We start from the raw sequence: 16,029 nt of genomic DNA, 5'->3' as shown, positions 1-16,029 counted from the left end.
GCCTGATACCATATGGATGAAATACTGAACCTGTCACTGCCATTTTCAAACCCTGTTCTGATCTTTGCATTGGTAATGGTGGTCATACTTATCGCTCCCATTCTTTCCAGAAAGATCAAGATACCTGGAATCGTGGGGATCATACTTTCGGGGATGCTGATTGGCCCAAGTGTATTACACCTGCTGGAGCGTGACAGCACCATAGAGCTGCTTGGAACGGTGGGATTGTTATATCTGATGTTCACAGCGGGTTTGTCCATTGACCTGAATCGCTTTGAGAAACTGAGAAATCAGAGTATTGGCTTTGGGTTGATCTCATATTTGTTTCCGGCTGTAGGAGCATATTTTGTTGGTATTCACTGGCTGAATTATTCTCCTGAAAGCTCTCTGTTACTTGGAGCAATAGTTGGCTCACACACACTTCTTGCATACCCGATCATTGAAAGACTGGGGATCACTAAAAATACTGCGGTAACCATGTCGATGGGAGGGACGCTGGTCACTGACACTCTTTCTTTGGGTATTCTGGCCATCATAGCCGGAACGGTAGGTGATGAGCTGGGGCCGGGATATTGGACGGTCTTTGCCACTTCCATTGCTGTGTTTTTGGCAGCGGCTATTCTGACCCTGCCACGCGTTGGAAGATGGTTTTTCCGGACAATGAAGCACGAGACTGATGTAGATTTCGTTTTCCTGATGGCGGTACTTTTTGCCACGGCTTTTATCGCTGAGATGGCAGGATTGGCGTCTATCATTGGAGCCTTTATTGCAGGTTTATTGTTGAATCGATTGGTGCCGGGCAACGGTACATTGATGAGCCGTATTCAATTTGTGGGTAATGCGTTGTTCATCCCATTCTTTTTGATCTCAGTCGGGATGTTGGTGGATGTGCAGGTTCTTGGCAATCTTGATGTATGGATATTTGCTCTGATCTTTACAATGCTTGTATTTGTTGGGAAAGCGCTGGCCTCCGGTGTTGTACGGCTGATCAAAGGGTTTTCCAATGCCGAGGGATTCGTGATCTTCGGGTTGACCACACCTCAATCTGCCGCGACCCTTGCTGTCACCTTGCTCGGTTTTGATCTTGGGTTCTTTGATCAGACAGCTGTAAATGCAGTGGTCATCATGATCCTGTTTACTTGTTTGGTTGGTCCCTGGCTGGTTGAAAAGTTTGGCCGTGATGTGGTGCTTCAGGAAGAGAAGAAGCCTTATGAGCCGTCCCAGACACCACAAAGGATCATTGTTCCTCTTGCAAACCCTGAAACATCGGATGCGCTAATGGATATTGCCTTTATGATCCGTGACGAAAAATCGGATGAACCCATTTTTCCATTGACGGTAGCCCGTGATGGCAAGGATGTGGACACTCAGGTAGCAAGGGGTGAAAAGATGTTGAGTCATGCTGTGGTTCATGCAGCAGCAGCAGAGGTTCCAGTCAATCCTGTGACTTCTATTGACCTGAACATCGCGAATGGAATTGCCAGATCAGTTAATGAAAAACTGGCTTCAGTAGTTGTGATCGGATGGAACGGGGCAACCTCTGCTACGCAACGCATTTTTGGAAGTATCCTGGATCAATTGCTGCAAAAGATCGATGAAATGGTAATGGTCTCCAAGATCCATAAACCGATCAATACCGTTCAAAGGGTTGTGATCGCGGTTCCTCCATACGCATCGCTCGAACCCGGTTTTTCAGGAGCTATTAGGTCCTTGAAACTAATGGTTGATCAGATCGGAGGTACCTTGACGATACTGGCACCAAAAGAACGAATGAAGAATGTGGAGAAAAGAATTAAGAAGGTGAAGCCGGATATAGAGACGAACTTTATTTCAATGGATGGTTGGGGAGACCTGCCGGCATGGATGGACAAGCATATATTAAAAGATGATCTGTTTGTGTTACTGAGTGCCCGCGAAGGCTCCCTTTCATGGCGACCTGCGTTGGACCGGCTTCCGAGGGTGATATCCCAAAGGTATCCTGATCTAGGGTTCATCACGGTATATCCATCAGAAGTGGAGCAGGATGGTAAGAATAGGGATCAGGAATCAGGAGTGAAGTTACTGAAATCCACTGATATAGTGATCTCTGAAACAGGGGAAAGCCTGGAGCATAAGTTTGTACGGATGCTGAGTGCCAATAAAAACATTGATGAAAAAGATGTTGAAAGACTGATACATCGGCTTTTAACCAATTCATCTGATTATTCCCCTGAAATGATGGCAGGGGTGGTTCTGTATGATGCCCACACATCCTTGATTCAGGAACAGCTATTATTGGTTGGGATTGTTAAAGAAGGCATTCAGATCCCCAAAACAGCCCATAAGGCCCGGGTCGTTCTAATGTTGCTAAGTCCTAAACAATTGCCGGTCAAAGACCATTTAAGAGGGGTGAATCGGGCTGCCCGTTTGATCAGGCCGGGCGAAAATGTAGAGAAATTAATTTCAGCACAAAGTCCTGAAGAGGTTTACAGTATTTTGTTGAAGCAGTAAGGTCAGGAAATTAACAATTAAGCATCTTGTAGCTTTTCCTGAGTGGTTTTTTCTGGTTTTCTTTGAATTTCAACTTCAGGCTTGGTCATGGAGATGAGAACATTTCCCGGTTGTGGAACCGGAGGGTTATCTGTTGTGAATGGTTCTATGGATTTATCATTTGAAACCAGGAATAACGGAATAGCTTCATTACCATGTGTTTCTTTAAAATTCTGAAAGGTAAATGCTTCAGTGAGCTGAGTAGATTTTATAACTTTACCATCCTTGTATTGTTGGGTGAGAGTATCAAAATTTGCATTTTTTTGGAATAGAATCCGCCCGGTTTGTATGATCCCGTCTTCATTGTCATCCGTTTTCTTTTTCATGCTTGGTGAAAGTTGATACACCCTGGAGCGGCCAAATAGTTCAGAGAACCGAATTGCAGTAAGAGCGTTAACCTCGTCATTTGGAGTCACCGATATAAGTTTTCCAATACCATCCAGGTTCAGGTGATCAAGAGCATATTCAGATAGAACATTCCCATAATAGGTATCAAGGTTATGAGATTTGGCATTACTTATATTTTGCCAGTTTGAGTCGGCGATCATCACCTTAACATCGTGTTTTTTTAATTCGGTGGCTAACTCGATAGCCCAATCATGAGCCCCAATTATTAGAAATCCCCTTGGAATGGGTTTAGCAACTCCAAGTTTTCTGGCTACCCAGGGAGCCGTCAATCCGTATATGGCTACGGTACTAATTATCGTAATGAACACAATAGAAATGAGTTGCGTCGCCTCAGGGAAACCATTTTGCATCAGTGAAATTGCAAAGATGGATGATATGGAAGCCGCAACCACTCCTCTTGGGGCCATCCAACAAAGAAATAGTTTTTCCTTCCAGCTCAGCGGTGAAAAAATAGTAGAAAGATAAACGGCAGCGGGTCTTATAAAAAAGATCAGAATGGCAAGAAATGCCACCATGTTCATATTCAGATTACCCAGAAGGTTTGACAGTTCAATTCTTGCTGCTAGTAATATGAAAAGTGCTGACAACAGTAAAAGCCTGATGTTTTCCTTGAACTCAATGATGTGATGAATGCGTGCCGATTTCTGGTTGGCTAACACAACTCCCATCAAAGTGGTAGCCCAAAGACCCGATTCATGCTGGAAAATATCAGAGATCGTAAAGATGAGAACGACGATCATCAGGCTCACAGGGTTTTGAAGAAAATCAGGTAAAAGGTGTTTTTTAAGCAAACCATATAAGACACCGGCACCGGCCAAACCCAGAACTGAGCCAAATAGTATGGTCTTGAAAATACTCATAAATGCGAGGCTGGTTGCTTCAGAAAAACCGCTGGTAAGGATCACTTCATATACCAGAACGGCGATCATAGCGCCAATAGGGTCGATCACTATGCCTTCCCATTTTAAAATGGAACCAACCTGACCTGAGGGCCTAACCTGCCTCAACAAGGGAACAATAACGGTAGGGCCGGTCACTATTAAAATGGCACCCAATAAAACAGCCAGTTCCCATCCAAAGCCAAACATGACATAGGCTGTCAATGAGGTCAAAACCCAGGTGAGTAATGCTCCTATACTAACCAGGTTCCCTATAGCACCACCTACATTCTTTAATTCAGAAAATTTTAGACTTAACCCCCCCTCAAATAAAATGATAGCTACAGAAACATTGATAAAAGGGGTTAATAGGTCTCCCATTAACTCATCAGGTTTAACCAGACCAAGTATGGGGCCGGCAAGAAGGCCGGAAAGTAGCAAAAGAAGAATTGCAGGGAGCTTAAACTTCCATCCAACCCACTGTGCTCCAACACCGAAAAAAATAACACTCGTTATTCCAATTAAAATACTTTCTGTCATAGGGAGAATTCACGCGGGTGACGTAAATCGACTAAATGTTTGTAGGTAAATGTTAAGCTCTTGAAGATAAACAAATTATAACAGAAGACATTAGTAGATTATCAATAACACTGATAACGAATATTGAAGGTAGTTTTGACCAGAAGTTTATGGTTTTTAACTCTCGTTATGTTATTATTGGTTTAAAAGAGGATGTAAAGCAGTGGACAAAAGTGCATTTAAAATATTGATCAAAGAGTTGATGTGGCTGATCGCTATTATCGGCATTTCTGCACTTGTTGAATTTGCTATAATTGAGGCTTTCGATCTTCATGCAGTTTTAAGTATAAAGCTACAAGGGTTGATCGGGTTAATAATTATTGGTTACGGTATCAGAATGGTTGCCAGATTATGGAAAACTTTTAATTCCTCAGAAGATGTTGATTCTGAAGAATCCGAATCATTTGACTGAATTTATAGTTGGCACTTTATATTGTCCAATACCCAATCTTCAAAATTTATAATACTCAGATTCTATTCAACTAATATATGAAGCATAAAAAATTAGCGAAAGAATTAGGTCTTTCGGATGTGTATGCGATCGCAACCGGGGCTATGTTCAGTTCCGGATTTTTCCTTTTACCCGGTTTAGCTGCAGCTGAAACCGGTCCCTCAGTGGTTTTGGCTTATCTGGTTTCCGGTATCATTGTGTTACCTACCATGTTCAGTGTAGCTGAGCTTGCTACAGCCTTACCTCGTTCCGGAGGTACTTACTACATCATCGATCGAAGTTTAGGTCCTATGCTGGGAACCATTGGTGGATTTGGGTCATGGCTGGCGTTGGTACTGAAAAGTGCATTTGCTCTTATCGGTATGGGGGCCTATATCGCCATATTTTATGATGTCAATATATTATTTGTAGCAGTTTTCCTGACCATTGTGTTTGGAATACTGAATATAGTTGGGGCCAAGGAGACAACCTGGCTTCAAAAGATATTAGTGGCAGCACTCGTCACCATCATGTTTTTCTATATTATCCAGGGGGTCTTCGAGATATTCTCAATGGATATTGGTGTGATCACTGAGAGTCAGTTTAAGCCGTTCTTTACAGAAGGGGTATTTGGTTTTTTCGCCACGGTAGGGATGGTTTTTGTTTCATATGCCGGTTTGACTAAAGTTGCGAGTATTGCAGAGGAGGTGAAAAATCCGGATCGTAATATTCCCCTGGGTATGTTCTTGGCAATTGGTACAGCTGTGACAGTGTATGTTGTTGGGGTTTATATTATGGTGGCTTTACTAGAGCCAAATGCGTTTCGGGAAGATCTGACTCCGGTTGCCACAGCTGGAGAGGTATTCCTTGATTGGTTACCGGAACCGGGTGGTTTGATCTTAGTTGTGGTAGCAGCTGTAGCTGCGTTTGCTTCCACAGGGAATGCAGGTATTATGTCAGCTTCAAGATATCCAATGGCCATGGCACGGGATAAACTGATCAATAAGAACTTTGCCAATATCAGTAAGCTTGGAACTCCGCACTGGTCGGTAATTGGAACCGTAGCACTTATGTTATTCTTCCTGCTTGCTTTTAATGTTTCTGAAGTGGCCAAGCTCGCGAGTGCTTTTCAGTTATTATTATTTGGTTTGTTGAACCTGGCAGTCATAGTTATGCGGGAAAGTCGTATTCAGGAATATGATCCCGGCTTTAAGTCTCCGTGGTATCCCTGGGTACAGATCGCCGGTATAATATTATCGATCATCCTGATCTTTGAGATGGGAATTCTTTCAATACTTTTTACAGTGGCCGTGACGGCAGCATCCATCATCTGGTACAAATATTACGCTCAGGATAAGGTTGAACGTCAGGGAGCCATCTTTCATGTTCATGCCCGGTTAGGTGAAAATAAAGATCAGGGTTTAGAGAGTGAGATGCGTGGTATTCTGCGTGAAAAAGGCCTCCGACAGGAAGATCCTTATGAAGAATTGGTTTCCAGGGCCGATGTATTGGACTTTTCACCCGATACGGAATATGAAGAGATCTTCAGCAAGGCTGCTGACAGTTTAGCTGAAAAACTTAATATCACTGTAGAAGAACTGAGAGACCTGTTTCTGAACTCAGCAGATAATTCGGCTATCCAGATTGCCGAAGGTGTTGCGCTTAACCATGCCAGGTTGAAGAAGGATGTATCACCGGAGTTGGTCCTTGTGCGTATTCGTGAGGGATACAGCAAGAAGAAACTTGATGAGGATGGCGAAGAGGATAATAAACTGCACAGTATTATATTTTTCATTAGTTCAGAAGCTAAAACAGGCCAGCACTTAAGGATTCTGGCACACATTGCAGAAATGGTTGGCTCCAAGAATTTCCTTCAACGTTGGTGCAGTGCTGAGAATGATGAAGAGCTCAGAGAAATACTCCTTCGTGATGAACGCTTTATCAAGGTCACACTCAACCCTGATGATAACACCCAGCAGTATATCGGTAAAATGATCAAGGAGATCTCATTCCCGGGTCAAAGTCTGATCACTATTATCCGTAGGGGGGGCGACATCAAGATCCCTCATGGTATTACAGTACTTCAGGAAGGGGATGAGCTTTCAATAATTGGTGAAGTTGAAGATATCGATGAGCTTAAGAAGATGCTGGAGAAGTAAGGTCAAGATCAGAAGAAGGATTGATGTGATAAGAAAGATCAATCCTTCAGCTAAGTGTTTTTATTATCTATATACACAATTAACTATCGCTCCGACGCAGAGCGTCTGAGCGAGCGGTGAAGTATCCATTAAACTAAGACCTATCTTGCTCCTGACGCTCTGCGCCGGAGCGTAGGGATAGTCGATCAGCTCAACTCAGTTTTGTAAGGATCTCATCAAAGGAAAGTGAATCTTCCTCGCTTTCTTTCATATTGCGGAGCGTGAATTTACCTTCAGCCAACTCATTATCACCAATGATAATGGTATATCGGGCATTTTCACGATTGGCATCCTTCATCTGTGCTTTCATGGAGCGACTCATGTAATCCATTGTGGCTGAAATGCCGGCTTCTCGCAGTTTGGGTAAGTGACTAATGGCAAAAGATCTGGCAGCATCTCCAAGAGTAACAAAATAGACGTCCACTGATTTTTCCTCTGCAAGTTCAATATTCAGCTCTTCGCAGGCGATCAGTAGTCTCTCCATACCGGCTGCAAAACCAACAGCAGGTGAAGGTTGTCCACCGATCTCTTCAACTAGCAGATCATAGCGGCCTCCACCGGCAAGGGCATCCTGTGAGCCGAGATCAGGTGAGGTTAGCTCAAAAGCTGTACGTGTATAGTAATCCATCCCTCGCACCAGGTAAGGATCGATGGTGTAGCTGATCCCAAGATCATCGAGATACTTGGTTACCTTATCAAAATGGGCGGCCGTTTCCTCGTTCAGATAATCCTGTATGACCGGGGCATTTTTTATGAATTCCTGATCTTCCGGTTCTTTCGAGTCGAGGATGCGCATTGGGTTCTTTTCGAACCGGTTTTGGGATACCTCACTCAATTTGGAAAGGTTCGGCTTCAGATATTCACGGAGGGCATCTTTATAAGCTTCACGGCTTTCCGGGTCACCGACTGAGTTCAATTTCAGTTCAAAATTTTTGATCCCGATCCGTTCGTAGATCCTCATCATAAAAGCAATGGTTTCCACATCTGCAACCGGGTCATCACTCCCGATCACTTCCACTCCAAATTGATGGAACTGACGCTGGCGTCCTTTCTGTGGCTTTTCAGCTCGGAACATAGGTCCGATGTAGTAAAGTTTTTGTGAACCACCCCGCTGATCCAGGTGATGTTCAACGTAGGAACGCACAACCGGAGCTGTTAGCTCAGGCCGTAATACATAATGGCTGTCCCCTTTCTCAAAGGCGAAGATCTCCTTGGATACAATATCGGTCAGTTGACCAATACCCCGAACGATCAGCTCCGTTTGCTCCATGATGGGTGTGCGAATTTCCTCGAAGTTGAACCTGGCGGCTTCCTCATGGATGATATTTTCCAATGCCCTCCATTTTGGGGATTCATCAGGAAGTATATCTACCATTCCAACGTGTGAGGTGTACTTGGGTTTTGCCATTATATAAATTTGTTTGAAGTCAATTATCTACAGCCCCAAAGATAAGGGGAGTGGGGGAGAATGTCTCAGAGGAATTTTGATCTGAGATCTTTCCAGATAGAGTTGACCTCTTCTGAAATATTTAAGCTTAAAACTCCAAAGCTATAGATAAGGGTAATAGCTACAGACCTGATGAGAATATCAAGATAGGTGTTATCAAAGTATCCTGTTTGAAGGCTGCCAAAAAGGACTATAGAACTGAAGCCTATCAAAACCAGGATCTTGGATGAAAAGGGCTGCATTTTAAACTTGATCCAAACGTAGATGCCCTTGATAAGGTTGTAAAGGAATAAAGAAGTAGCTGTGGCGATGGCTGCTCCTGTTATGTCAAGGATCGGGATGAGCCAGTAATTAAGACTAATTGAAAATATGATCAGTATGATCATGGAAATCAGATCGAATCGGTAGTATTTAGAATTTAGGATGATGGCCCCGTTCACACCTGCCATCATATCTATCAATTTTGATATTCCAATGATGATGATGACCGATGAGGCTGAAGCATAGGCATCAGGCAGAATATCATTCAGATTGTGAAGATTAGCTACCACGCCTATGAAGATCAGTAACCCGGGCACCATTTGGTTTATGGATGAACTTTTGTAGATGCGTTCGATCTCATCATAATTGTTGTCTTTCAGATGCTTGGCTACTACAGAAGGTGCTATCTTGCCTAGAGATCTCTGAGGAACTATGATCACACTGCCAATATAAAATGCGATAGCGTAAACTCCGGTCTCCGTCAGGCCGGCCAGTGAACCCAACATGATGATATCGATATTATTCACGATAAGAGTGGTCATTCCTCCTAAAACTGCAAATAATCCATAGTTGGCCATTCTTTTTACAAGAGTTGTTTTTAGATAGGCAAAGTTCGGTTTTAGGAACAATTCTCCTTTAAAAAAAAGGAAAAGTAGGAGAAGGAGTGGCTGAATGATGTATGAACAGGCAAAGGCTACCATGAACTGTTCAAAATTGATCCACTCATACCAGAAAAGCACAAGAAGTAAAATAGTAATCACCCTAAGGATGACCTCACTTATGATCGATCCGGGTACAGAATGTAAACGAGCCCTTACATAACTGTTGATCACTTCAAAGTAGAGTAGGCCAAATACAATGGGAATGAGCAATAAGTAGTAATCCCCGAAGTAGGTTGACGTATCGTAGTAAGATATCAGTAGGTCATCGAAGAGGAATATGACCCCTAAAAATAAAATAAAACCTGTAATGGGAACCACTAATACTAAGAACAGGAACCCATTATGGTCATTGTTGTCATCTTCAAAATATGGGAAGAACCGGATAGCTGTATTGTTCATCCCCAAATGGGCGAATTGAGTAAACACAAATGAAACTGAAAGCAGCAGGCGGGTCAACCCGTATTGATCAGGTTCAAGAAAATTGGGGTACAGATAAATAGTGGAAATAAAACCCAGTACAATACCAATGTAGGTGATAAAGGTATTAACAATACTTTGTTGTTTTATGACACCCAAGTGATCTGAAATTGTTCGTTGAAAATTTAAAAGGTGATCGGGGCAGTTACAGTAAGGTGTTAACTAACCCAAACTTTCGATCGATAAAAATGCATATGTTTTTCGGTCTAATCCAATATTAAATGTGTTACTTTATTGCCGATATATTTGAAAGGAAAATATCATACCCATGACCTTAGATGAACTAGCCGATAAATTACTACCCAAAAGCATATATGAAAGACTGTATGTTTTAAGACACCTTCAGAAGTTATCTATGCGAAATGGTGCTTATCTGGTGGAAACAGGTTATATCAATTCAATAAAAAGAAAGGAACCGGTAAATAAAAAAGGCAAACCTATTCCCTGGATGAATTATTCGTTCATTGATTTTATTGAACCCCGGTTGAATAGCTCGATGAGAGTATTTGAATATGGTTCAGGGTACTCCACCCTTTATCTCGCTGAAAGAGTTCAATCTGTGACTTCCATTGAATATGACAATGAATGGTTTATTAAGATGAAGGAGGCTTTAAATGACAAGGATAATTGTGAGGTATTTTATTACCCTGCTCCTGAAAAGTACAATGTGGCGATCAAAGAACACGGTGAAGAAATATATGATATTGTCATTGTAGATGGGCGGGACAGGGAAGAGTGTATAAAACATGTTATTCCCTATCTGGGTGATACAGGAGTTGTAATACTGGATGATAGCTGGAAAGAAAAATTTGACGATGTCTTTGAATATTTTCAGAGAAAGGGATTCAAAGAGATCAGTTTTACCGGGCTGAAGGCGGGCGGTATGATAGTTGAAAAAACAACGGTGTTTTATAGGAATAACAATGTGTTGGGTATTTGATCCAGTTATAAATTACTTATTGAGATCTAACATCGTCCCAATTTCATATTCCCAGGATCTTGGCTGAAAGGGGATAAAACCATTACCCGGATAATTCGTGAGTTCACCAAAATAAACCTGATCATCGGTCATGTATAGATCAACACGTATAAAATTGAATTCCTGAGACAAAGCCTCTGCAACCCCTATAGCTTCATCCAATAGAGTCGGTTTCTTGCTGTGCTGATGGTTAGCTGGGTATAACAATTCGGCGTCGATTTTGTTGAAGTCCCGATCATACAGGTTTCTTCTTTGAGGTTGATTTCCATATCGATCAATGTCCTCCTGAATGATCTTTACCTCACCATGAAAACAAAAGAATTTCCAATCTTTGGGAACCCGTCCCTGAGAATTAGTGAGAAGCTCTTCGGCAATTATTTCACGGGAAAGTCCCTTATATACCCATTCGTGGCCCACTTTGTAGTAATCGATATTTTTCCAGCTTTCGGTTAGCTTGAATATCTCTTGAAAGGAAAACCCGGATTTCGGCCGAATGATTTTGACCATACCACAACCATGATTGGCTTTTAATACTAACTGCTCAGGGAAGGAGTCCCATGTTTCTCTGGTCAGGATTTTGAATGTGCCATGCAACGGGATCAAATATGTAGCTCCAACCTTTTCTGAAACGTAATCACGAACTTTCAATCGGTCTGCAGCCATTTTACGGATGGATGTACGTTCGTAAAGTTTGATGTACTGAATTTTTTCAGTAAAAAGTCGGGGGTTCACAAAATCTCCCCATTTATTCATGACCAGCCAGTATCGGATCTTGGCGTACCACTTATCATTTAGGAAGTGTATCAGAATACCCCAAAACAGTTTAGATACAATAAAGTGGATCATCTTTTGCATTATAAAGATCTACTCTGATTTATTAGTTTCGGACGTATAACCCTTTAGTATCCAGTACCTGAACTTAAGTAACATGATACCTTTGGCCGGTGTAAAACCGATCAGATAGATCAAAAACAGACCCAAACTCACAGCTGTTTTAAAGATCTCTTTAAACACATGTGTGAGCTTGAGCTTAAAGGATCCCTTGGTTTGCCTTGCCACACTCTTACCCATCCCTTCAGCTTGTTTTCGGATATAATCTTGTGTCGCTCGTTCAGGTCCTATGCGGTGGTGTAACAGAGCTTTTGGAAGATAGAGAATGGGTTCTCCCAGAGACTTTACTCTATTGAATAGGTCTTTCTCCTCATTGGCGGTAAGCTGATCTCCTTTTCGGCCGAGATCAGTGTCAAACAAACCGGCTTCATCAAAGAGCTTTTTCCTGAATCCCATATTTCCGCCAAACGGATATTTATTTCCGGGATATTCCCTGACTTTTTTCCCAAGGTTATGATGTCCAAATAAGGAAAGCAGATAATGAGAGACCCATTTTGGTTTATGGTCATCAAACTGAACAAGGATCTTACCCCCGGCAGCATTGTAGTTCGGATAGTTCTCAAAAAATTTCATCCAGTTTTCTATAAAATGTTGGTCGGCCCGGATGTCATCATCCACAAAAACAATATTCTCTGATGCCGCTTCTTTGATTCCCCGATTCCGTGCGAATGAAAGACCTTGCTCGGTTTCCACAAAATAGCTGACCTTAAAAGCAGTGGACTCAGCGTTCTCGCGATGTTTAGCTGCGATCTCATCTGTGTGATCAGTCGAATTGTTGTTGACGACCAGAAGCTCTGCCACTACATTCTGAACAGATTGATGCCTCATTGAATGAAGCGTATCATCAAGATATTCTGCACGGTTATAAGTACAGATAATAAAAGTTATATTTGGGGATGGATCCATACTGTGGTCTGACGATTTATGGCTTTGAAAATACATTTTTTATGAAGAAACATGCTAACTCTAATGTGAGTGAGAAGGATCATGCCTGATTATCCTCTGGTTTCGGCTGTGGTCACTACTCATAACCGCAAAGACCTTTTAAGGCGAGCCCTCGATTCTGTAAAGGCACAAACTTACCAGGATCTTGAGCTTGTGGTGGTAGATGATGGGTCATTGGAGTCTGTGAAAGAGATAGTCTCTGAATATGAGAAAACAATATACAATGTGATTTTTCACAGAAATGATGTGCCAAAAGGAGCATGCGCGGCACGCAACAAAGGGATCGAACTGGCCGGTGGGGAGTTCATAGCCGGGTTGGATGATGATGATGAATGGATGCCGGAGAGAATTCATAAACTGGTGAATTCTTACAGGGATGAAGATGCTTTTGTCACCTCAGATGTGTTGCACATATATCCAAACAGGGAATTGGTTTGGAAAAAAGACACGCTCATCACCCTTGAAAGACTGTTATATTCCAATCAGGTGGGTAATCAGGGTCTGATCAAAAGAGAACGGTTGATAGAGGTGGGTGGATTTGATGAATCGCTAAGTTCAGCTCAGGATTATGACCTTTGGGTACGGTTATGTGAGAGGTATGGACCGATCCGGAATGTTCAGGAACCATTGCAAAAAATTCATTTGGAACATGAAGGGGAGCAGATCACTTCACCCAAAAATCAACTTAAAGGCTATCTGCAATTTTATGAAAAGCATAAACACTTGATGAGCCGAGACCAGAAACGGTATCAGCTCTATACGATCCAAAAGGCAACCGGTAAAGCTAATAGCTTGTCAGACCTGATCAAGTGGGTACCGGTTAAATTCATCTGGAAAGAATTAAAGGTCTTTCTTTTGAGGAAGCTTGGCTAGGTCAGGATTATTTTTTGAAGAACCTGAACGCTACAAATCCGGCCAGCAAAAACTGAAAACCTAATGAGATCCAGGCTAAAGTTGTACCAACTGAATATGAACTAGGCTCAAACTTCAACTCGATCTGATGCTCTCCGGCCGGTATCTGTAATCCTCTTAGAAAGTAATTTGTTTTATAGATCGATATTTCCTCACCGTTCAAAGTAGCAGACCACCCTGCAGGGTAGTATACTTCACTCAGAACAAGAAACCCCGGCTCATTGCGTGAAACTTCAAGGGTGATCTCCGGCCCGGTGTAGTTTGTAACTTCAACCCTGGTAGTCGAATCGGTTGAGGTGGTTATCTGATCCCTGGTTTCAACAACAGCGGTTTCAGCAAGGTCGATCTGCTGAGGTTGAATATAGTTGAATGCCTGTCGGGGCGATTCAACGGTAATAACCGAATCCACAAAAAAGGCTTTTGGCAGTACATTTTGATTTTCGTAAACCACGCCCCGTTCTCCTTCAAATACAGGTTCAAAACCTGGAAGAGGTAATCCGCTGCTATAGGTCAGGTATTTTACATTAAAGAGATCCAGCAGTTGAGGATTGAAACTGTTGCTTTGAACATCCAGCGGCCCACCGTTATACATCACATCCTGAATGACGCTGAGTTTTGCCCCCGTATAACCTCCTATTTGGGGATAGAAATAAGATGGGATCGCATTGCTGTATGGATTATCAAGCAATGGGAAAGTTCGGTACGAATAGTTTGTATTCTTTGAATTATTCTCAACTATGTAATCAGTGAGATCTGTCCTTTGAGATTCGAGCAGTCGCTCCGTGTTCCTGTTACTATCAACGATCACATCGTCAGGGATGTAGCGTTTATCCACGCTGATCAGGTCATAAGCTGTGATCAAAATAATCCCAAAGAGGGCGACTGTTACAGGAATTTTACTGGAGAAAGCGAGATAGATCAGTCCGGTTCCCAAAACAAAGATAATAGATAGTCTTAAAAGATCGCTTTTAGCCTTCTCCTCACGCTGAGGAACCATCTGTGCATTCACATACTGTTCAGCCCGCTGCTGAACCTGCGGATTATTGGGGCTAACCTGGTTTTGTTGTGCGATCTGATTGGCAATGTTGGCTACTTCACCCGGACGTTTGAAATCGGTTGAATTCAGCTGTACAAACAACAGAACGATCACAGCTGCACCCGCGCCTATAGGGACGTACAGTTGTTTCAGTTGTGCATTTTTTGATCTGATAAAATTTATGAGCCAATCAAGGCCATAAACAGCCACAACAGTGTAACAAAAAGCTGTTAAAGTAAGCCAGGTCTCAGGAGCTCGGAATTTATCGAACAGTGGGATGTAATCGAAAGCGAATTCGTTCAGAGATCTGAAATTTCCTCCCCAGGCGAACATCACACCCAGTGTTCCGGCGGCAAAGAAGACATACATGATCCTGGATCGCTCACGGATCAATGCCAAGAGAATAAAGGGCAGTGCCAGGGCACCAATATAATGTGGCCCGGAAGTGAAAGACTTGGGACCCCAATAATCGGGGGAGGCTCCTCCAAAATAATTTGGCACTAACAGTGTCCATGTTTCCCTGATCCCCTGCGACCATGCAAAGGCATAACCTTCAGTAAGACCGGAAGAGTTATCTAAAGCCGAACCGCCACGCAGACTGTAATTGGAGTATTCTTGTAATGGTAGAAAGGTTTCTGCGTGTCCCATCAGTGCAACAATGCCGGCCAATGCCAGCAAACCGGTAGTTTTGCTCCATTCAACGATCTCTTCTTTTTTATATGAAGACCAGGTGTCAAAGATCCAGAGAAACCCAAGCAGATAAATGAAATAATAGGTGATCTGAGGATGGTTCGCTCTGAGATTCAGCACCAATGCTACCGTAAATAGAAGCAGGCCGGGAAGGCGGCTTTCTTTATTGCGTGTCAAAAGCCAATACCCCGCGATCACCCACGGTATAAAAGTAAGGGTAATGAATTTGGTGTTGTGGCCGGCGGCTATAATGATGGGAATGTATGTGGTAAGTCCGAACATCAAACTGCCGAAAGTGGCTGTAAGAGGCCGGAATTTCATCAACACAAGCAAAAAGTACATTCCACTGAAAAGAACCCAAAATTGAAAAGCCGGAAAGATCCCATCAAAAAACTTACGAAGCTCATCAAGGTGTGGTGTCTGTTTAGCCAGGGAAACTACATAGGACGGCATTCCTCCGAACATATTATTAACCCAAAGGGGTTCTTTTTCGTAGGTATCCCGATATTCAAAAACTGATTCAGTAGCTGCTCGCCATTGTGTTGTATCATGCCGCTGGAATTCTTTGCCCCCAATTGTAGTGGCCGTGAATAAAAAAAAGGGGATGATGAACAGAATGAACAGCGCAATGAAGTGCTGCTTGGTCTCAGAAAGGCTGGTGAAGAAATCCTGGTTGGTGAGGTTCTTTTGATCAGTCATATATTAAT

General features: G+C 42.6%; 11 protein-coding genes. 5 read left to right on the top strand and 6 right to left on the bottom strand.

Annotated features, from left to right (window positions below; all coding sequences use genetic code 11):
• Positions 1–12 precede the first annotated feature (12 nt).
• Positions 13–2,490 carry a cation:proton antiporter domain-containing protein gene (locus tag AC13FX_RS02120; RefSeq protein ID WP_482878771.1) on the top strand — a complete coding sequence of 826 codons (2,478 nt, stop codon included), beginning with the start codon at positions 13–15 and terminating at the stop codon, positions 2,488–2,490.
• A gap of 17 nt (positions 2,491–2,507) precedes the next feature.
• Here AC13FX_RS02120 and AC13FX_RS02115 read toward each other — a convergent pair whose 3' ends face one another.
• On the bottom strand, positions 2,508–4,355 hold the full coding sequence (locus AC13FX_RS02115; RefSeq protein ID WP_482878770.1) for a cation:proton antiporter: 1,848 nt from the start codon (positions 4,353–4,355) through the stop codon (positions 2,508–2,510).
• Between the two features lie 202 nt (positions 4,356–4,557).
• On the opposite strand from AC13FX_RS02115, the gene AC13FX_RS02110 reads away from it, so the two are divergent.
• Complete coding sequence (locus tag AC13FX_RS02110; RefSeq protein WP_482878769.1) at positions 4,558–4,806, top strand: hypothetical protein; 249 nt, start codon at positions 4,558–4,560, stop codon at positions 4,804–4,806.
• A 77-nt stretch (positions 4,807–4,883) separates the two neighbouring features.
• Positions 4,884–6,983, top strand: a complete 2,100-nt coding sequence (locus tag AC13FX_RS02105) for an amino acid permease (protein ID WP_482878768.1) — start codon at positions 4,884–4,886, stop codon at positions 6,981–6,983.
• A gap of 190 nt (positions 6,984–7,173) precedes the next feature.
• On the opposite strand, the gene hisS is transcribed toward AC13FX_RS02105, so the two are convergent.
• Together hisS and AC13FX_RS02095 are read right to left on the bottom strand one after the other, a co-directional pair.
• Complete coding sequence (hisS, locus tag AC13FX_RS02100; RefSeq protein WP_482878767.1) at positions 7,174–8,430, bottom strand: histidine--tRNA ligase; 1,257 nt, start codon at positions 8,428–8,430, stop codon at positions 7,174–7,176.
• A 65-nt stretch (positions 8,431–8,495) separates the two neighbouring features.
• On the bottom strand, positions 8,496–9,968 hold the full coding sequence (locus AC13FX_RS02095) for a lipopolysaccharide biosynthesis protein (RefSeq protein ID WP_482878766.1): 1,473 nt from the start codon (positions 9,966–9,968) through the stop codon (positions 8,496–8,498).
• A gap of 169 nt (positions 9,969–10,137) precedes the next feature.
• Here AC13FX_RS02095 and AC13FX_RS02090 point away from each other — a divergent pair, with 169 nt between their 5' ends.
• Positions 10,138–10,809: an O-methyltransferase gene (locus AC13FX_RS02090; protein ID WP_482878765.1), complete on the top strand. Its 672-nt coding sequence runs from the start codon at positions 10,138–10,140 to the stop codon at positions 10,807–10,809.
• 12 nt (positions 10,810–10,821) lie between these two features.
• Here AC13FX_RS02090 and AC13FX_RS02085 read toward each other — a convergent pair whose 3' ends face one another.
• Both AC13FX_RS02085 and AC13FX_RS02080 read right to left on the bottom strand, forming a co-directional pair.
• Positions 10,822–11,703, bottom strand: a complete 882-nt coding sequence (locus AC13FX_RS02085; protein ID WP_482878764.1) for an ATP-grasp fold amidoligase family protein — start codon at positions 11,701–11,703, stop codon at positions 10,822–10,824.
• Between the two features lie 9 nt (positions 11,704–11,712).
• A complete protein-coding gene (locus AC13FX_RS02080) occupies positions 11,713–12,645 on the bottom strand; it encodes a glycosyltransferase family 2 protein (protein ID WP_482878763.1) in 933 nt (310 codons plus the stop codon).
• A gap of 81 nt (positions 12,646–12,726) precedes the next feature.
• Between AC13FX_RS02080 and AC13FX_RS02075 the strand changes: the two genes are divergently transcribed.
• A complete protein-coding gene (locus AC13FX_RS02075; RefSeq protein WP_482878762.1) occupies positions 12,727–13,557 on the top strand; it encodes a glycosyltransferase in 831 nt (276 codons plus the stop codon).
• A gap of 7 nt (positions 13,558–13,564) precedes the next feature.
• Here the strand turns inward: AC13FX_RS02075 and AC13FX_RS02070 are convergent, their stop codons facing one another.
• Positions 13,565–16,021, bottom strand: a complete 2,457-nt coding sequence (locus tag AC13FX_RS02070) for a YfhO family protein (RefSeq protein WP_482878761.1) — start codon at positions 16,019–16,021, stop codon at positions 13,565–13,567.
• Between the last annotated feature and the right edge of the window lie 8 nt (positions 16,022–16,029).

Source organism: Gracilimonas sp. B-17, assembly GCF_056857935.1.
Note: the sequence above shows the minus strand (reverse complement) of the source record. Positions and strands in the feature narration are given on the sequence as shown.

Coding starts and splice junctions, on each gene's coding strand:
- AC13FX_RS02080 (WP_482878763.1), bottom strand. CDS start 12,645: ATGGATCCATCCCCAAATATAACTTTTATTATCTGTACTTATAACCGT.
- hisS (WP_482878767.1), bottom strand. CDS start 8,430: ATGGCAAAACCCAAGTACACCTCACACGTTGGAATGGTAGATATACTT.
- AC13FX_RS02085 (WP_482878764.1), bottom strand. CDS start 11,703: ATGCAAAAGATGATCCACTTTATTGTATCTAAACTGTTTTGGGGTATT.
- AC13FX_RS02115 (WP_482878770.1), bottom strand. CDS start 4,355: ATGACAGAAAGTATTTTAATTGGAATAACGAGTGTTATTTTTTTCGGT.
- AC13FX_RS02105 (WP_482878768.1), top strand. CDS start 4,884: ATGAAGCATAAAAAATTAGCGAAAGAATTAGGTCTTTCGGATGTGTAT.
- AC13FX_RS02075 (WP_482878762.1), top strand. CDS start 12,727: ATGCCTGATTATCCTCTGGTTTCGGCTGTGGTCACTACTCATAACCGC.
- AC13FX_RS02120 (WP_482878771.1), top strand. CDS start 13: ATGGATGAAATACTGAACCTGTCACTGCCATTTTCAAACCCTGTTCTG.
- AC13FX_RS02090 (WP_482878765.1), top strand. CDS start 10,138: ATGACCTTAGATGAACTAGCCGATAAATTACTACCCAAAAGCATATAT.
- AC13FX_RS02070 (WP_482878761.1), bottom strand. CDS start 16,021: ATGACTGATCAAAAGAACCTCACCAACCAGGATTTCTTCACCAGCCTT.